Genomic DNA, 17,813 nt, shown 5'->3' on the forward strand with positions numbered 1-17,813 from the left:
GGCGTAAATATAATCGATTATCGGCTAATATACTTGAATGTTGATATTTAAAATACTAATATATTTAGCTAAGGTAAATGTTTTTTAGCTAATGTCAATAGTAATGTGAAAATAATTTTTAAGCTTTTAACTTGTCTCTTTCATTTTGGGCGGTTAGTCGTTCAAAATACCTGCACATGTAGGTGATTTCGCAAACATCGCATTTGGGGCTCCTGGCCACACAAACGTAGCGCCCGTGCAAAATAAGCCAGTGGTGGGCAATGTGGATATCGTGCTCTGGCAGGTTTTTAACCAGGTCTTTTTCTACTGCTAAAGGCGTTTTGCCGTTGGTTAAACCTAAGCGGTTGGCCACGCGGAAAACGTGTGTATCTACTGCCATAGCTGGTGCATTATAAATTACCGATGCAATTACATTGGCTGTTTTACGACCAACACCTGGCATCTTTTGCAAGTCATCAATGCCCGAAGGTACAACATCGTTAAATTCGTTAAGCAGAATATTGGCCATACCCACCAGGTGTTTAGCCTTATTATTAGGATAACTGATACTTCTGATGTAATCGAAAACAATATCGGGTGTAACCTCTGCAAGTGCTTTGGCATTAGGGAAACGTTGAAAAAGGGCAGGGGTAACCATGTTTACCCTTTTATCGGTGCATTGTGCAGAGAGGATTACTGCAACTAAAAGCTGGTACGGATTGTTGTAATGCAATTCGGTTTCGGCATCTGGCTGCTTGGCCGAAAAATGTTCTACAAAAAGTTTATAACGTTCTTTTTTAAGCATGGGCAAATATAAGAGATAAACTTGTTCGATGGTTCATTAGTTGGTTAACTGGTTAATTGTTTAAATCGGTTAACTGCCTCCAAACTCTATGCCCCAAGCTCCAAACTGTTCATCGGTAACTGCAAACTGGCCAACTACCCTTGGCTTATCTCCCGCAGTAATTTATCGCACTCGGCAAAGGCATTGTACAAATATTTATTGCGGTGCTTTTCTCCCTGACCGCTAAAGGAAACTGATTTCATGATCAATCCCTGCATCCATTTTTTAGTCTGGAGGCAATATGACTGATCTTCGGTACGCAAATAATTAAAGGTATTGAAGCGGTTGTAGCAAGCCATGCGGTCTTTGAAATCGACCAGGTAAGCAATGCTGCCCAGCACATCGCAGTTGTACCAGTTAAAGGTATGGCTCGGGTCGATCGTTTTTTTACTGCCTATGGCATACATGTTCATGTCGGTTAGGCAATATTTTACCTGTTCTACAATCTTAACGGCCAGTTCGGGATCGCTCAAGTGGCCCGCTTCAAAGGCATATCTAATCTGTTCTAAGGTGCCGGTTATGGTATCTTTCGACCATATTTCGGTACTGGGTATTTCGAGATAAGTGGCATGCAGTGCTTTAGAAATTTCAATAATTTCATCAGAGAGAAAGTTTGAACTGAACGGTACTTCTACATTGTTGGCGCTGTTTGCCCAGAAAAATAGTTTAAAACTGGTTAACTCGGGGTATTTAAAAAAGTGGAATACCGGAATATCATCAGTAGTGATGGTAATGTGTTTTTGTTTGCTGTTTTTAATGGTTTTGAGATTGTCGAGTAAATCTTTAAGGTAGTTAACCATGTTCAGGTCTTCGTTTACGCTTAGATAGCTAAAAGTAACCGATAAAGATTGCCTGGGACTATATATAAAAGGTACGCTAAAACAATCAGACAGTTTAATAATCTGTTGTAATGTGAGGTTACTGTCGCCCCTTATTTTTTTATAAGCCTCATTGGTGCTGATGCCGAGTTCTTCGGCTATGCTTTGCGCCATATTCTGGTATTCGGGCAATGCCGATTTAATGGCTTCAAAAAAAAAATCCTGCTGATTATTCATGAAAGATTAATTTATAAGTTGAATATAAGGATTTTTCATAATTAGTTGAATGATTATCATGCTGTAAATTAATTTGTTTAATGCTTTATAACTTTTCATGAGATGTTTTGTGCTTGATAGATTGTTTTTGACTTATGATGTAATCTTTAAGGATTATTTGAGCGAGTGGAGTGTTTTAGCTTTGGTAGAACAATTTAAACGCATCAAAATGAATAGACAAATCTCAACCTCAACGAAGCCCAATGCTGATGGCAAAGGATTTAATCGAAAAACAACCATCGCTATTTTTACCGTCGTGCTATGTTTTTTGTTTTCTGGGTGTGCTTCCTTTTCTGATCAAATGATTAATCATCACAAAATTGATTTATTGCAGAAGAACTTATCGGAGCTTTCTGGTACCTACCAGCTGAAACCAGATTGGGAATATAATAAAGAAGGCGAAGCCAAAATGGCCCAAGGCGAATATTTAATTGAAAATGTTCACAGATACATTAGTGGAAGGAGAATCAACTTTGATACTTTGACCGGTTTACTGCTAACGGTTAAGGTTTTGGATAGTAGTAATATCACTTTTCTTTTTAAAAAAGACGAAGCGGTTCTTGATAGTGTAACGCTTTCAGTAGAACTAGGACCTGCCGGCCTGTTGTATTTAGGTAATCATTATGTAGAAACTACAGGTATCCCATATCTATGCGGAAGCACAATGAGTGAGAAGACCAGGATTGGATTGGCGAATGATGGCGGGCTCATTCTAAATCACATCTTTAATAGCTCAGGCGGATTTTTGTTGATCTTTTCTGGTAGTTATTCTTCCCAATCAGCCTATCATTTAAAAAGAATTAAATAAATATTGCCATGAACAAATTAAGATTTATAAAAGATGAAGGCTCGGCATTCTACAAGGAACTGAATGAGCAGATAGAACAGTATTTTACTGAAAATGGATTGCAGAAAACAGGGAATGCAAAGATGTTTTTCAAAATATTTCTCTACTTAGGATTGGATATCCTGTTCTATGTTTTAATGATTACCAGTCACTCGGTATTGGCATTTTATGTTTTTTATCTGCTGATGGGGCTTTCTTTTCTTTTAACGGCATTTAATGTTTCGCATGATGCTGTACATGGAGTAGCTGTAAAAAGTAAATTCTGGAACCGATTGCTGTTTTCGCTCAGTTTTAATCTGCTGGGCAACAATGCTTACGTTTGGGGCAAAAACCATAACGAATCGCATCATTTGTATACCAATGTAGAAGGTAGCGACATAGATGTACTAAATAATCCTTTGTTCAGGATGACTGAATCGCAACCCTTAAAGTGGTATCATCGGTATCAGTTTTTGTATGCTCCATTTCTATATCTTTTTTATTCGCTAAACTGGTTCTTTTTAAGGGAAACGCTGATGCTGTTTAATTTATCGAGCCGCACCATTAAAATTAAAATCCCAAAAAGTGAAGTCATAAAGTTGGTGCTGTATAAGCTCTTATATGTCGGCTATATGATTGTTTTACCAGTTTCCCTGTTGCCTTTTGGCTGGCCGACAGTTTTGCTGGCCTTTCTGTTAAACCACTTTATTGTTTCGATATTATTGGTAGCTGTATTGGGTGTTGCGCATTTATCCGATTATGTATCACACCCTGTGCCTGATGCGCAAAACAAACTGAGTATGAGCTGGCCCATGCTGCAATTGCTTACTTCTGTAGATTATCATGCGGAAAGTAAGTTCTTAAACTGGACACTGGGTGGTTTTAATGCACATGCAGTGCACCATTTGCTGCCGAATGTTTGTCATGTGTATTACCCTAAAATCATCCCGATTTTTAAGGCATTGGTCAAAAACCATAAGCTTACCTATATGGAAATGTCGTACGGCGAATCATTGGCCTCACACTTCAGGTTTTTAAAAGTAATGGGGAAAAACGAGCATTTAATCCCGACGCAATATGAAAGATAAACACATTCAGGTAGCAGCTGATAGTCAGTTGCTGAAAGCAATATATGAGCGTGTAGATGAAGAGTTAATCGTCGATAAAGAAGTTTTTATGTGGCACATTATATTTAAGTTCCTTGTGTACTTTTCACTCACGGCACTGCTTTACCTGGCCTTGTATAAAATTACCAGCCCGTTTGGCTTTATGGGCTGTTTTGTATGCTATGGATTTGTATCCTTGCTTTTTGCGTTCAACTTTTCGCACGATTTTTCGCACAATACCATTTTTAAAAGTAAACGCCTTAATCACATTTGTTTCGTAGCCATTTATACCGTAGTGGGTGCACATGCCGAAGCTTGGAAATTACGACATGTTAATTCGCACCATTATGCGCCCAATGTGGTAGATTATGATTCGGATTTAAAAATATCTAAACTAATCCGGGTGGTCCCTAATAGCAAATATTACTGGTTTCACCGTTTTCAACATCTGTACGCGCCGCTGGCCTATACCACGTATTCCTTGTTTTGGATTTTTGTAAAAGACTTTGTCATCTTATTCAGCAAAGATGATTACGCTGGTAAAAAGACTTTTAAATATTATTGCTCTTTTGTCGTGCAGAAAATGAGCTACATCACCTTGTTGCTGGTGTTGCCAATGTGTTTTTCCGCTCAATCCTGGCAAATAGTACTATTGGGTTTTCTGCTAATGCATTTAACGCAATCACTGTTTTTGCTCTTTACATTTTTTATGACACACCATGTGGAGGCGACGCAATATCCGGTAACCAATAAAGATGGATATATTAATACATCATGGCTGATGAACCAGATTAAAAGTTCTAACGACATGCATCCCTTTAGCAGAACAGCGAATTTTATTCTCGGCGGCTTTAACAACCATATTGCGCACCATTTATTTCCGCATTACCACCATGCTTTTTATCCGGAAATCAGCCAGATTTTATACCGGATACTGCAGGAACACGGTATTAAGCCAAACGCTACCAGCTATTGGGGTGGAATCCAATCGCACCTGAGGCTGCTGAAGAAAATGGGAACTGTTGCCTAAAGCTATCCATTCATCTAAATTTAATGTTATGAAATATTTAATGCTTTGTTGTTTAGTGTTTCTGTTCTCACCTGGTTTCGCCCAACAAGATACCCTGCATCAAAAGAAAAAATTTTATTATGGTTTGGGTATTGGTTTTGGACCAGGAAGCGAAAGCGGTGGTTATGCCGATGTGTATTTATATCTGCAGCGTAAAACCAATTATCTGGCGCTTAAGTCGTCTGTAATGTCTGAATTTCAAATATACAGCTATGAACCTGCACCAGGTGTTTCAGATTTGGCCTTGATTTTAGGTAAAAGCTACACCTTTAATCAATACGTCAACGTGCAATTTGGGCTTGGCCCGGCCTACACGGAGCGCATCTACCGTGGAGCGTTTTTATACAATACCTGCAACTCTTTCTTTTGTTTGTTCGGTCGCGATGTATATGAAATTGTGAAGCAGCGCGCCCTTGGCTTATCAGCAGAAACCAAGTTTAATTTTATGGTGAGCAGCAGATGGGTACTCACTTTAGGCCTTAATGCAAACCTTAATCAAGCTAAAAGCTTTTGTGGTGCCTGTGTAGGACTTCGATATGGGAGGCTTCGTGATCGTATTGCAAAAAATTAATGCATCACTACGTAGTTTTCTTCGGCTTCTTTCTCTTCAGCTTCTAAAGTTACGGTTGCTGGTTTACTACTGTTGCTTTTAATTAACCAGAAAGCGAAGAACGCACCTATCAGGGCCATGGCAGCGCCAACATATGCAGGAGAAGTATAATCGAAACCATATACCAACGGAAGGCCACCAAAAAAGGCGCCGAGTGCATTACCAATGTTAAAACTTGCCTGACTTGCGGATGCAGCTAGCATTTCGGAACCTTTGGCACTTTGGATCATGAGCATTTGGATAGGGGCAGCCAGTGAAAAAGCGACCGCGCCGGTAACAAAAGTCATGATTAAAGCCAGCGGTTGACTCGCTGATACGAAATGCACAATGGTTAAGGTGATTACCATAGTAAGCAATAAAGCAGCAGAAGCTTTTGCCGGCGAGAACTTATCGGCTAATCGACCGCCGATATAATTGCCGAACATCATACCCATACCGGCCAGCATTAATATATAAGTTACCGCATTTGAAGAAAAACCTGCAACTTCGGTCATTAAAGGAGCTATGTAGCTATACCAAGTGAATAGCCCGCCGGTACCGATCGAAATCATGAAAATAATGATCCAGGCATCTCTTTTTTTGAAGAAACTCAGTTCGGCTTTTAAATCGCGGTTTTTGGTGGCTTCTAAAGCAGGTAGCCAAAGTTTTAAGCTCAATAAAGTAACCAGGCCAACAAATACCACTACGGCAAAAGATATACGCCACGAGAAATTATGACCAATAAAAGTACCTAAAGGTACGCCAACGATATTTGCAATGGTTAAACCCATAAACATTAGTGAAACAGCTTGTGCGGCTTTTCCTTTTTCGGCAATCCTGCTGGCTACTACAGAACCAACGCCGAAAAATGCACCATGAGGTAGTCCCGAAAGCAGGCGGGCTATAAATAAAGTATCGAAAGTAGGTGCAAACGCCGAAAATGCATTAAAAACCGTGAACATCACCATTAGCGCAATTAATATCTTTTTTGGTGGATATTTACCTGCAATCATGATCAGTAAAGGCGCACCGATTACTACACCCAATGCATAGGCAGAAATTAAATGGCCAGCTTCCGGGATGCTCACCCGTAAATCGGTTGCAATATCGGGTAGTAAACCCATCATTACGAATTCTGTTATGCCGATGCCTAAACCGCCTAAAGTGAGTGGGAGTAAGTTCTTGTTCATATGCGCTTAGTGTTAAAATTACACTATGTAAAGGTAGCGCTTTTTATATTAAGGGATTGTAAAAATTAAGCCATTTGTGGGAGAGGTAAAATGGAAGAGGTAAGGGGTATAGCTGATGGTCAATGGTTGATGGCGGATTTGCTAATTACCCATCATCCATAAAAATCCATCTTCCATAAAAAAAGGTTGCCCCACCCTGTGGAACAACCTTTTCTGACTAGTGTAAATTTTATAATGACCTGCTATAAGCTAAAATCTTGTTGATGGTTTCATCTTGGGGATTTTTAGCCAGTCTATCTAACTTACTTTTGATCTGATCATAAAATAAGTCGATTTCTGCGTCAGATTCCATATCCATTTTAGGCTGAAACATGTTCGGGGTTGGTAAATTTACATTGTTTTTTGATGTAGAGGTTTTTGTCATAAGCGAATCGCGATAAGTTTTATAAACTTAACGATAGTTCAGATGCTTTATTTCGACCCCTAAAATATTTTATGTAACAATTACATTACCCTTTATAGCTCACCTCCTTTGTTTTAAGCATTTTGCGCAGATTGCTCAATGCATAACGCATACGGCCAAGGGCAGTATTGATGCTAACATCGGTTAAATCGGCAATTTCTTTAAAGCTTAAATCGGCGTAATGACGCATTAATAGCACTTCTTTCTGCTCATCAGGCAATAAATGGATCAGCGCCTTTAAATCTTTATGAGTTTGATCGCGGAGCATTCTGTCTTCTGCACTCTCATCATAAAAGTGTAGCATATTGAATACATCCATTCCATCAGAACTGGTGATGATTGGTGTTCTTTTTTCTTTCCTGAAATAATCGATAACCAGGTTGTGCGCAATACGCATTACCCATGGTAAAAACTTACCTTCCTCGTTATATCTCCCCGATCGCAGGGTGTTAATCACTTTTATAAAAGCATCCTGAAAAATATCTTCCGCCAGATATTGGTCTTTAACCAATAAGTAGATAGAAGTATAAATTTTACTTTTATGCCTTTTTAAAAGTTCCTGCAATCCATTCTCGTTCCCGGCAATATATACCTTTACCAGGTCCTGATCATTATATGATTGTAAATTCATAGGTTTACCTACACTAAATCCCGTACTGTTTGCTAAAAATTAATTTGTAGATGTATAATTTCTATAGCTTCTCTCCTATGTTTTTTGAAATGTGTTAGTTTGGTTCTGAGGTTGTTAATGTTCAAAGAAAGTTATTTTTTTATCAAAAAGCAAAAAATAAAATGTTAAAAAATAAATTAACCATCTCAGTACCCTATTTTTGTATCTTCTTAAAACCCAAATTACTTTGTTGGGTTTATACCTTTATATCCTTTACAATACATGAGCAAAAAAGAGGCCGAAAAAGATCCGCATAGAAATATTATTATAAAAGGTGCCCGTGTGCACAATCTTAAAAACATCGATGTGGCCATTCCAAAAAATAAACTGGTAGTGGTAACGGGTATGTCGGGCTCGGGTAAATCTTCGCTCGCATTCGATACTTTGTATGCTGAGGGGCAACGCCGGTATGTAGAGAGTTTATCGTCGTACGCACGCCAGTTTATGGGCAGGATGAATAAACCCGATGTAGATTATATTAAAGGTATAGCACCAGCCATTGCCATTGAACAGAAGGTAATTACTTCAAACCCGCGTTCAACAGTAGGTACCTCTACCGAGATTTACGATTACCTGAAGCTGCTTTTTTCGCGGATTGGTAAAACCATTTCTCCGGTTTCGGGCAAAGAGGTAAAAAAAGATTCGGTAAGTACCGTGGTAGATTATGTAAATGCCATGCCCGAAGATACTACCGTAACCATTTTCTGCCCGCTTTATCCGCATAATAACCGCACCATTAAAGAAGAACTGGCCATTTTATTGCAAAAAGGCTTTTTAAGGGTACGTATTAACGATAAAATTGAAAAGATAGAAGGTGTTTTAGATGATACCGGTTTTAAGGATGTTGAACTAACAGACGATAAAACGGTTCAGATTCTGATTGACCGGATTGTAACCAACCAGGAAGAAGAAACTTTAAGCCGCCTGGCCGATTCGGCGCAAACCGCTTTTTTTGAAGGTAAGGGCGATTGTTATGTAGAAGCAGAAGGCGAAACCAAACATTTTAGCGATCGTTTTGAGCTTGATGGTATCCGTTTTGAAGAACCTACACCAAATTTTTTCTCTTTCAACAATCCATATGGTGCCTGTAAACGTTGCGAAGGTTATGGAAATGTAATCGGGATTGATGAAGATCTGGTTATTCCGGATAAGAGCAAAAGTATTTATGATAATGCCATTGCTCCATGGCGCGGCGAAAAAATGGGTGTTTGGTTACAGAACTTTGTAAAAGCAGCTCCTAAATTCGATTTTCCGATACACAGATCTTACAGTGCTTTAACCGAAAAGGAGCAACAGGTATTGTGGACAGGGAATAAATATTTTGAAGGATTGGATGCTTTTTTCAAAGAACTGGAAGAGCAGACCTATAAAATACAGTATCGGGTAATGCTATCGCGCTACCGCGGAAAAACTACCTGCCCTGATTGTAAAGGCTCGCGCCTGCGCAAAGACGCATCGTATGTTAAGATTGCAGAAAAATCGATTATTGATGTGGTTTTAATGCCGCTTTCGAAAGCCCTGGTTTTCTTTAATGAATTAAAATTAAGTGTAAACGATGCCAAAATTGCCAAACGTTTGCTGGCCGAAATTGATAACCGTTTTCTATATCTAAACAATGTTGGTTTGGGTTACCTAACCTTAAACCGTTTGTCGAATACCTTATCGGGCGGAGAATCGCAAAGGATAAACCTGGCAACATCATTAGGCAGTAGCCTGGTAGGCTCTGTTTATGTTTTAGATGAGCCGAGTATTGGTTTGCACCCGCGCGATACCAATAAACTGATTGAGGTTTTACTTTCTTTGCGGAATGTTGGCAATACCGTTTTGGTAGTTGAGCACGAAGAAGAAATGATGCGTGCAGCCGATCATATTATCGATATTGGCCCGGAGGCAGGTACTCATGGTGGTAATCTGGTATTTAGCGGCGATTACGAGGCGATTTTAAAAGATAAAAATAGTTTAACAGGTCGCTATCTGGCCGGTTTGGAGAAAATAGCCATTCCTACGCAGCGCCGCAAATGGAAAGACCACATCCTGATTAAGGGAGCAAGGGAAAACAACTTGCAAAATATCGACGTTAAATTCCCACTTGGGGTGTTTACCGCAGTGAGTGGTGTTTCTGGCTCTGGAAAAACCAGTTTGGTTAAAAAGATTTTGTATCCCGCATTGCAAAAAGCCATCGGGAATTATGCAGGCGAACAAACAGGTGCTTACGATGGTATTTTTGGTAACTATGATTTAGTAAGTGGCGTAGAACTGGTTGATCAGAATCCGATTGGGCGCTCGAGTCGTTCTAATCCGGTTACTTATGTGAAGGCCTGGGACGATATCCGTGCGTTGTTTTCGGGATTGGCTGCTGCAAAAGCTGCCGGACTGAAGCCTGCTGCTTTCTCGTTTAACGTAGAAGGTGGCCGTTGCGATGTTTGCCAGGGTGAGGGCGAGGTGAAGATTGAAATGCAGTTTATGGCCGATATTTATCTACCTTGCGAAGCTTGTAACGGCAAACGCTTTAAACAACAGGTGTTAGATGTAACTTACAAAGAAAAAAATGTTTCGGAAATTTTAGACATGACCATTGATGAAGCGGTCGATTTCTTTAAAGACGAACAAAAGATCCTGAATAAGTTAAATCCGCTGGTTGATGTTGGCTTGGGCTACGTGCATTTGGGGCAATCGTCAAACACTTTATCGGGTGGTGAGGCGCAGCGTATTAAACTGGCTTCGTTCCTGATTAAAGGGAATAATGCCAATAAAACGGTATTTATTTTTGATGAGCCAACCACTGGTTTGCATTTCCATGATATTAAAAAACTCTTAAAAGCATTAAATACACTTATTGAACAAGGTAACACCATTTTGGTTATTGAACACAATATGGATATGATTAAATGTGCCGATTGGGTGATCGATATTGGCCCCGAAGGTGGTGATGGCGGCGGAAGTGTGGTATTTGAAGGGGTACCCGAAGACCTGGTTAAAGTAGAAAATTCGTACACCGGAAAATATTTGGCTACGCATTTAAATTTAAATCCATAATTTCGGCAATGCTTTTTCTAACGTTTTTCATAGGCATTATCCTTAACGCTATGGGGTATATCCCTCCGGGCAACATCAATCTCACTGTTGCACAGCTGGCCATTAACAAGGGCATGCGACAGGTTTGGTATTTTATTTTGTCTTTCTCTTGTGTAGAGGTGTTTTTTACTTTTGGTATGATGCGCTTTGCCAGATGGGCCATGAGCGATATTAACCCGAATGAGGCAGTTAGCGAAGTACGCCTGAGTACTTTGGTAGATTGCTTTATGATTGTGATGTTTTTAGTAATGGGTACAATTACCTGGAAAAACCGGAAGAAAGTACCTAAAACCAGCAATAAAAAAGAAGATAAACGGAGTGGCAGTGTGCTTTACGGATTAATTTTAGGGATACTTAATCCTGTTCAGATTCCATTCTGGTTGTTTTTTGGCAACTACGTTATTCTACACCAATGGATTCAAACGGATTACCTTTCACTGGTAATTTTCAGTTTAGGCTCGGGTGTGGGCTCTACACTTGCACTTTATTTGTATGCACACTTTGCTACCTACATTCAGGAAAAATTTGCGCTAAGCAGCTTAATCATTAATAAATCTATCGCCATATTTTTATTTGCACTGGCGGGGTACTTAATGGTGAAGCAAGCGATTGTTATTTTTTAAGATAAATGGGTCTGCATTTCGCAGACCTTTTTTATGTTTTAGAACTTAGCCACGGTATACACGGATTATTATTCATAGCCTGCAAAACTCATCAGCGAAATTTGCGTAATCAGTGGGAAACCTGTGTAATTGTCCCGCAGATTTAAGGAGATAGACGCAGATTTTTATTTTCTTTAATTATATAACAAGCCACGGATGCACGGAAATACACGGATTGTTTTCATAGCGATGGTGTGCATAGTTGGGAATATTCATCAGCGGAATCTATGTAATCAGTAAGAAACTGTCTTAGCCATAGCCTTTGTTATAAAATTGATACAGTAATACGCTGCGCTTAACCCAAACATAACATTAAATTTATGTTTAAGAAGTCCTGCCAAGCTAATATTGGACTTTATTACAAAACATATTTTCATCCTTATGTCTAACAGACGGTTTTTTCTAAAAAGTGGTCTGGCTGCTGCAGTAGTTGCCGGTTTATCGCCAGTTCTCCCTTCATTCGCTGAAGAAAACAATATTCCAGCCAGATCGGGTAAAGCACCAAAACTTCGTTTCGCAATCGCATCCGATGGTCACTACGGACAACCGGGAACTGAGTTTAAGCTGCATCACGAAAATATTGTAAAATGGCTTAACCAATCGCACGAGCAAAATCCGCTGGATTTAGTAATTATAAATGGCGATTTGGTACATGATAGACCCGAATTGTTGAAAGAAGTTAAAAAGGATTATTACGATCGTTTAAAAGTTCCTTTTTATGCGGTGCCGGGTAACCACGATCATGCCGATACTCAGCTCTGGAAATCGGTTTTTGGTTACGAGGATAACTTTTCTTTCGAAAAAAACGGCGTAGGTTTTGTTTTGGCCAATACCTCTGATACTAAGGGAGCCTATCTCTGCCCGAACAACGATTTTTTAAAGCAGGAATTAGAAAAGTTTAAGGATTTAAAAACGGTTTTTGTGGTATTGCACATTCCACCACATTTCTGGGTACCCGAAAGCCCCTTTGTAGAATGTCCGGATACCATTAAACTTTTGCACAGCTATGCTAATGTAAAAGCTGTATTTCATGGCCACGACCATAGTTTAGATGCTGTTTTTTATACCAATAAGCTACCACATTTTTTCGATGCGCACATAGGTGGCAATTGGGGTACCGCTTATAAAGGTTACCGGATTGTAGAGGTTGATGAAAATGATAAGATTAAAACTTTTCAGGTAAATGCAAGTGGAACGCCTTTATTAAATGAAACCAAATTATAAAGCTTCGGCATCTTAAAATGAAAAAAATATTCTTTGCAGCTATTCTTGCTGCATTTGCACTTCAGGGCTCTGCTCAGAACCAAACAACCGTTAACCCCGCATTAAAAACAGGTAACGAAGCTGCACAACCCTTTCTGTTTACCGTAAATACCCTTACCGCCGAAAACCCACGCTGGAATATTCATTATTCGGGTAGTTATGGCGAGCGTACAAACGGGCAATTCGGTTACGATGGTTTAGGGCAACAATTTGGTGTTAAGGGTTATTTAGGTAGCCGTTTAACGCTTTATGCTACGGCAGCACTGGGCTTTGCCAATGGTGGGGGCGTTGCTTCTGCAGAGCAGGCTGAGGTAATCAGAGATTTAATTGGTGGCAAGGGTATTTCGGGCTTTAGGCTGGGTGCAGGTTTGGGCTTAAGCCGCGACTGGTCTAATACCGGATCGGCCATAAGCCGGATTACAGCTGCATTCGATCGGACCAACTGGCGGATGGCTGGTAATTTGCGATTTGAAAAAGCTTTTGATAAAACCCGGGATAAGCTTGATTTTATTACCAGCATTGGTTTTCAGCACCGTGTTTCACATGCTTTATATTTAGGTTTCGAAGCCCTTGGGCAGGATTTGGAAGGTTTCTGGGAGAAAGATGAAGCAGAAGGAGGGGCAAAACTGTTAATCGGCCCATCCATTAATCTTGAGCCCAACCACAGTAAACTTTCGTTTTCTATTTCGGGAGGTCCGGTATTTTACGCTACTCGCAGCCAGGTTACCTCGCCTGCAGCTATACGCGAAATTGGGAACGTAGCATCAGGCAATGGCTATAGCATCAGGGCTTTGGTTAACTTTAATCTCCACCGGTAATTTTTTACAATCAAAACAATGAAAAAATCATATATCCTTATTCTTTTTAGTTTGTTGCTGGTACAACAAGGCTTTGCACAATGGCCCGGTAAAAACGAAACCACCCAACAAATTTTATTGCCTAATGGCTGGAAATTAAGTCCGGCCGGCCATTCTGTGCAACTGGGCGATTTACCTTTAAACATGCAGCTTAGTGCTTCGGGTAAATACCTGGCCATTACCAACAACGGTCAGAGTACACAATCGCTACAGCTTATAGATCCTAAAACCGAGCAAATTATAGATGAAAAGGTCCTGGCCAAATCGTGGTACGGAATTGCCTTTAGTAAAGATGAAAAACACCTGTATGCTTCAGGCGGTAACGACAACTGGATTCTGGATTTTAACATAGAAAACAATAAGCTTGGCAAGAGTGATACAATTGTTCTGGGCGAAGTTTGGCCAAAGGGAAAAATATGCCCTGCCGGAATTGTGGTAAACAAGAATAACAGCAAACTATTCACTGTTACCAAAGAAGACAGCGCACTATATATTATCGATCCGGCGGCAAAAAAGATACTAAAGCGGGTTCAGCTCCCGGCCATTGCCTACAGCTGCGCATTGGCTGCCGATGAACAGAAGTTGTATGTTTCACTTTGGGGCGGAAAAGCAGTAGCTATTGTCGATTTGTTAACTGAAAGCATTACCCAGAGCATCCCGGTTGGCGACCATCCTAATGAGCTTTTGCTCAACAAAAAGGGAAATATCCTGTATGTTGCCAATGCAAACGACAATACAGTCTCGGTAGTTAATACGCTTACCAATAAAGTAACCGAAACCATTTCTACTACACTTTATGCCACACAGTTAACTGGTTCAACCACTAACGGTCTGGCCCTGAGTAATAATGAAAAAACCTTATACATTGCCAATGCCGATAACAATTGTTTGGCAGTTTTTGATGTAAGTAAACCGGGGGTGAGCCAAAGCCAGGGTTTTATACCTGTAGGCTGGTACCCAACCAGTGTTAAAGTTTTAGGTACAAAAGTTTTGGTAACCAATGGTAAAGGTAATACATCTATGGCTAACCCGAAAGGGCCGCAACCGGTTTCGAAAGTAGATAACAGCGATTATCATATGGGTAGTACCGCCAATAGCCGGTTGCAGTACATTGCCGGACTGTTTAAAGGTACTTTATCTTTTATCGATGCACCAAAACCCGAGCAGTTAAAAATATATACCAAACAGGTTTATGCCAATACACCTTTCAGCGATAAAAGAACAATAACTGCCGATGGTGAAGCTGGAAACCCAATTCCCAGAAAACAAGGTGAAAAATCGCCCATAAAACACGTTTTCTACATTATAAAAGAAAACAGGACTTATGATCAGGTACTGGGCGACATTAAAAAAGGTAATGGCGATTCTACGTTAACGCTTTTCGGCCGAAAAGTAACCCCCAACCAGCATGCTTTAGCCGAGAATTACGTATTGCTCGATAATTTTTATGTAGATGCGGAGGTTAGTGCCGATGGACACAACTGGAGTATGGCAGCCTATGCAACCGATGTGGTAGAAAAAACCTGGCCCACCAGTTATGGTGCACGTGGAGGCAGTACCACTTTCGAGGGTGGCAGGCCTGTTACCTACCCAAAAGGAGGCTTTATCTGGGATTATTGCCAAAGAGCTGGAATAAGTTACCGCAGTTATGGCGAATTTGGTTCGTACGGTAAAGCCAATATTAAATCGTTGCAAGGGCACATGTGTCCTGCTTCTCCGGGCTTTGATATGGATATTAAAGATCAGGTACGGGTAGATGCCTGGGAGCACGATTTCGATTCGTTACTGGTTGCCGGAGCAGTACCACAATTTAGTACTTTACGCATTTCAAACGATCATACCAGCGGACAAAAGAAAGGTAAATATTCACCTCAGGCCGCGGTTGCCGATAACGATTTAGCTGTTGGCCGTATTTTGGAGCACCTTTCGCATAGTAAAGTGTGGAACGAATCGGTTGTATTTATTTTAGAAGATGATGCGCAAAACGGACCAGACCACGTAGATGCACACCGCTCGCCGGCTTATGTAATTGGACCATATGTAAAAAGAAATGCGGTAGTGCATACCATGTATTCTACCTCGGGCTTTTTGCGTACCATGGAGCTGATTTTAGGCTTGCCACCCATGAGCCAGTACGATGCAGGGGCAATGCCTTTGTACGAATGTTTTACTGCCAAGCCCGATTTTACTCCTTATAATGTATTGCAACCTTTTATTAATTTAGATACCCGGAATGTAGCTGTTAACGAAAGCAGCAGACGATCAGAATTCTTCAATTTTGCAAAAGAAGATGCTGCACCCGATTTAGATTTAAACGAAGTGGTGTGGAAATCGGTTAAGGGAGAGCAATCGGTAATGCCTGCACCAAAACGGAGTGCTTTTGTTATCCTCGAAAAGAAGAAAAAAGACGACGATGATTAACATACACAAAAAGGCAATNNATTGCCTTTTTGTGTATGTTTTTGAATTCAACTCTACACTCCAAACTAATCTACAGCTTCCAATCAGGTCTTTCGAAATGGCAGGTATAACCATAAGGGTTTTTCTGTAAATAATCCTGATGATCTTCTTCTGCATTCCAGAAATCAGTTTCAGGCACTACTTCAGTTACTACTTTTCCAGGCCATATGCCCGAGGCATCCATTTCGGCAATTAGTGTTTTAGCAGTTTCTTCCTGTGCAGCATTGGCAAAAAATATGGCCGAGCGGTAAGAAGTACCCAAATCATTTCCTTGTCTGTTACGTGTTGTAGGATCGTGGATCTGGAAAAAATATTCTAGTAATTTACGGTATGATAAAATTGTTGGATCAAAAGTAATCTCAATGCCTTCAGCATGTGTTCCGTGGTTCCGGTAAGTAGCGTTTGGCACATCCCCTCCGGTATATCCAACTACAGTCGAAATTACACCTGGGTAATGGCGAAACAATTCTTCTACTCCCCAAAAACAACCGCCAGCAAGAATGGCTTTTTCAGTATTCATATATCTTTCCTTTTTGTGTAGAATAAAGATACGGTGAAGATGTGTAAAAGGAAAGTAAAGATGAAGTGAGCCGGGCTTATCGGTTCTTCGGCGGTTGGTGAGGGCACCGACCGCTGGCGTAAAGTTTTTCCCGTTTTTTTTGTGACATTTTTTTAGGCACAATAAATATTGTCACTAAAGTTCTGAGTGGTTAAAATAAAATATGGTAAGTATCCTATCAGTTGGTGTCTTCACCAACCGAAATAGAGGAGTATCGTTTTGCAGAGAGCGCTACTTGTCCCAGCTAAAATCCATAAAACTTACATTGTTTTTGCGCGAAGAACTTACCGCAATGCCCTTTTCGGCCCTATCAGTAAAAGTAAAACCTTCCAGTTCATCTGGCTTATCGGTATCTATTACACTTAAAACAGCCTCGTGTCCGGTGGCAATTGATTTTTCCAGATCGAGGAACGTTAACCGCCATTTCCGCCCCTCAACCTGGTTTTGAATCAATACCAATATGCCTTTACTTTCTATCCAGTGCAGGTTTTGCACCCAGGGCGAGCAGGTAAATTTTTGAACTACCACACCGCTTTCGCTGGTTTTAGTGGCTTTGGCCAATGCTTGCGGGTTTAACAAGCGAACCTCGTTGGCTTTGTTGCCGTAATCGGCTGTGGCAACAAACCATTTGCCCTTATATTTAACATATTCGGGCCGTGCTCCCTGTATGCAGGCATCATCGTCGATAGTTTTAAGCAAATTGTCGTCTAATGTTCCGGTTTTTAAAAACCCATCCCAGTTAATGCAATTAATTACGGCTTTCCACAACGTTCCTGCCTCATTTTGCCTTACCGAGTTACCCACAAAAGTGGGCAATCCCTTGTGGTGCGCTATCCCTGTAGGGTGTTTAATCATATTTTCGCCTTTTATGGTAAAGCGGTATTCTTTATGCTGATAGCTTAACGAATCTTTTTGAAGTTTAAACTCGCGCATTACGCCAACCTCACGGTCGCCGTACAGGAAATAGCTTCCGTTCTGGTAGGTAATACCCTGGCAGGCACCTAGCGAATCTAACGTGATGTTTTTGGCGATTTTGCCATCAGTTTTACCAGTTCTGGCTACAAAAAACATTACCAGCAGCAGCAATATCGGATTTAAAGTTTTCAT

Annotated in this window: 16 protein-coding genes; 9 read left to right on the forward strand and 7 right to left on the reverse strand. The window is 40.5% G+C overall.

Going from position 1 to position 17,813, the window contains the following annotated elements:
- Positions 1-118: 118 nt before the first annotated feature.
- Positions 119-784, reverse strand: a complete 666-nt coding sequence (gene nth, locus DBR40_RS02950; protein ID WP_124558319.1) for an endonuclease III — start codon at positions 782-784, stop codon at positions 119-121.
- Between the two features lie 134 nt (positions 785-918).
- Positions 919-1,878 (reverse strand): hypothetical protein, encoded by a 960-nt coding sequence (locus tag DBR40_RS02955; protein ID WP_124558320.1) that lies wholly within the window; start codon positions 1,876-1,878, stop codon positions 919-921.
- 208 nt (positions 1,879-2,086) lie between these two features.
- On the opposite strand from DBR40_RS02955, the gene DBR40_RS02960 reads away from it, so the two are divergent.
- From DBR40_RS02960 to DBR40_RS02975, 4 genes are read left to right on the forward strand one after another with little or no spacing between them, the layout of a single operon-like run.
- Positions 2,087-2,725 (forward strand): hypothetical protein, encoded by a 639-nt coding sequence (locus DBR40_RS02960; RefSeq protein WP_124558321.1) that lies wholly within the window; start codon positions 2,087-2,089, stop codon positions 2,723-2,725.
- 8 nt (positions 2,726-2,733) lie between these two features.
- Positions 2,734-3,831 carry a fatty acid desaturase family protein gene (locus DBR40_RS02965; RefSeq protein ID WP_124558322.1) on the forward strand — a complete coding sequence of 366 codons (1,098 nt, stop codon included), beginning with the start codon at positions 2,734-2,736 and terminating at the stop codon, positions 3,829-3,831.
- Positions 3,821-4,879 carry a fatty acid desaturase family protein gene (locus tag DBR40_RS02970; RefSeq protein ID WP_124558323.1) on the forward strand — a complete coding sequence of 353 codons (1,059 nt, stop codon included), beginning with the start codon at positions 3,821-3,823 and terminating at the stop codon, positions 4,877-4,879. Before DBR40_RS02965 ends, DBR40_RS02970 begins: the two co-directional genes overlap by 11 nt.
- A 28-nt stretch (positions 4,880-4,907) precedes the next feature.
- The gene (locus DBR40_RS02975) at positions 4,908-5,489 is read left to right on the forward strand and encodes a hypothetical protein (RefSeq protein WP_124558324.1); all 582 of its coding nucleotides are present in this window, start codon (positions 4,908-4,910) and stop codon (positions 5,487-5,489) included.
- Here the strand turns inward: DBR40_RS02975 and DBR40_RS02980 are convergent.
- The 3 genes from DBR40_RS02980 to DBR40_RS02990 all read right to left on the reverse strand — a co-directional run bounded on the left by DBR40_RS02980 (position 5,486) and on the right by DBR40_RS02990 (position 7,791).
- A complete protein-coding gene (locus DBR40_RS02980) occupies positions 5,486-6,697 on the reverse strand; it encodes an MFS transporter (protein ID WP_124558325.1) in 1,212 nt (403 codons plus the stop codon). The two genes, DBR40_RS02975 and DBR40_RS02980, sit on opposite strands and share 4 nt — an antisense overlap.
- A 229-nt stretch (positions 6,698-6,926) precedes the next feature.
- Positions 6,927-7,121, reverse strand: a complete 195-nt coding sequence (locus tag DBR40_RS02985) for a hypothetical protein (RefSeq protein WP_124558326.1) — start codon at positions 7,119-7,121, stop codon at positions 6,927-6,929.
- A gap of 85 nt (positions 7,122-7,206) precedes the next feature.
- A complete protein-coding gene (locus DBR40_RS02990) occupies positions 7,207-7,791 on the reverse strand; it encodes an RNA polymerase sigma factor (protein ID WP_124558327.1) in 585 nt (194 codons plus the stop codon).
- Between the two features lie 261 nt (positions 7,792-8,052).
- Here DBR40_RS02990 and uvrA point away from each other — a divergent pair, with 261 nt between their 5' ends.
- The 5 genes from uvrA (at position 8,053) to DBR40_RS03015 (ending at position 16,108) form a co-directional block, all read left to right on the forward strand.
- Entirely contained in the window at positions 8,053-10,866 is a 2,814-nt protein-coding gene (gene uvrA / locus DBR40_RS02995; RefSeq protein ID WP_124558328.1) for an excinuclease ABC subunit UvrA, read from the forward strand.
- Positions 10,867-10,916: 50 nt separating this feature from the next.
- Positions 10,917-11,528, forward strand: a complete 612-nt coding sequence (locus tag DBR40_RS03000; RefSeq protein ID WP_233603781.1) for a LysE family transporter — start codon at positions 10,917-10,919, stop codon at positions 11,526-11,528.
- Between the two features lie 420 nt (positions 11,529-11,948).
- Positions 11,949-12,791, forward strand: coding sequence for a metallophosphoesterase family protein (locus DBR40_RS03005; protein ID WP_124558330.1), 843 nt, complete (start codon positions 11,949-11,951; stop codon positions 12,789-12,791).
- 17 nt (positions 12,792-12,808) lie between these two features.
- Positions 12,809-13,648: a hypothetical protein gene (locus DBR40_RS03010; protein WP_124558331.1), complete on the forward strand. Its 840-nt coding sequence runs from the start codon at positions 12,809-12,811 to the stop codon at positions 13,646-13,648.
- A gap of 18 nt (positions 13,649-13,666) precedes the next feature.
- Positions 13,667-16,108 carry a bifunctional YncE family protein/alkaline phosphatase family protein gene (locus tag DBR40_RS03015; protein WP_124558332.1) on the forward strand — a complete coding sequence of 814 codons (2,442 nt, stop codon included), beginning with the start codon at positions 13,667-13,669 and terminating at the stop codon, positions 16,106-16,108.
- Between the two features lie 70 nt (positions 16,109-16,178).
- Here DBR40_RS03015 and msrA read toward each other — a convergent pair whose 3' ends face one another.
- Positions 16,179-16,667 carry a peptide-methionine (S)-S-oxide reductase MsrA gene (gene msrA, locus DBR40_RS03020; protein WP_124558333.1) on the reverse strand — a complete coding sequence of 163 codons (489 nt, stop codon included), beginning with the start codon at positions 16,665-16,667 and terminating at the stop codon, positions 16,179-16,181.
- A 270-nt stretch (positions 16,668-16,937) separates the two neighbouring features.
- Positions 16,938-17,813 (reverse strand): hypothetical protein, encoded by an 876-nt coding sequence (locus tag DBR40_RS03025; RefSeq protein ID WP_124558334.1) that lies wholly within the window; start codon positions 17,811-17,813, stop codon positions 16,938-16,940.

This window comes from Pedobacter sp. KBW01, from assembly GCF_003852395.1.
Classification (GTDB): domain Bacteria; phylum Bacteroidota; class Bacteroidia; order Sphingobacteriales; family Sphingobacteriaceae; genus Pedobacter.

Coding starts and splice junctions, on each gene's coding strand:
- uvrA (WP_124558328.1), top strand. CDS start 8,053: ATGAGCAAAAAAGAGGCCGAAAAAGATCCGCATAGAAATATTATTATA.
- DBR40_RS02985 (WP_124558326.1), bottom strand. CDS start 7,121: ATGACAAAAACCTCTACATCAAAAAACAATGTAAATTTACCAACCCCG.
- DBR40_RS03025 (WP_124558334.1), bottom strand. CDS start 17,813: ATGAAAACTTTAAATCCGATATTGCTGCTGCTGGTAATGTTTTTTGTA.
- nth (WP_124558319.1), bottom strand. CDS start 784: ATGCTTAAAAAAGAACGTTATAAACTTTTTGTAGAACATTTTTCGGCC.
- DBR40_RS02955 (WP_124558320.1), bottom strand. CDS start 1,878: ATGAATAATCAGCAGGATTTTTTTTTTGAAGCCATTAAATCGGCATTG.
- DBR40_RS02975 (WP_124558324.1), top strand. CDS start 4,908: ATGAAATATTTAATGCTTTGTTGTTTAGTGTTTCTGTTCTCACCTGGT.
- DBR40_RS03005 (WP_124558330.1), top strand. CDS start 11,949: ATGTCTAACAGACGGTTTTTTCTAAAAAGTGGTCTGGCTGCTGCAGTA.
- DBR40_RS02980 (WP_124558325.1), bottom strand. CDS start 6,697: ATGAACAAGAACTTACTCCCACTCACTTTAGGCGGTTTAGGCATCGGC.
- DBR40_RS02965 (WP_124558322.1), top strand. CDS start 2,734: ATGAACAAATTAAGATTTATAAAAGATGAAGGCTCGGCATTCTACAAG.
- DBR40_RS03010 (WP_124558331.1), top strand. CDS start 12,809: ATGAAAAAAATATTCTTTGCAGCTATTCTTGCTGCATTTGCACTTCAG.
- DBR40_RS02960 (WP_124558321.1), top strand. CDS start 2,087: ATGAATAGACAAATCTCAACCTCAACGAAGCCCAATGCTGATGGCAAA.
- msrA (WP_124558333.1), bottom strand. CDS start 16,667: ATGAATACTGAAAAAGCCATTCTTGCTGGCGGTTGTTTTTGGGGAGTA.
- DBR40_RS02990 (WP_124558327.1), bottom strand. CDS start 7,791: ATGAATTTACAATCATATAATGATCAGGACCTGGTAAAGGTATATATT.
- DBR40_RS02970 (WP_124558323.1), top strand. CDS start 3,821: ATGAAAGATAAACACATTCAGGTAGCAGCTGATAGTCAGTTGCTGAAA.
- DBR40_RS03015 (WP_124558332.1), top strand. CDS start 13,667: ATGAAAAAATCATATATCCTTATTCTTTTTAGTTTGTTGCTGGTACAA.
- DBR40_RS03000 (WP_233603781.1), top strand. CDS start 10,917: ATGGGGTATATCCCTCCGGGCAACATCAATCTCACTGTTGCACAGCTG.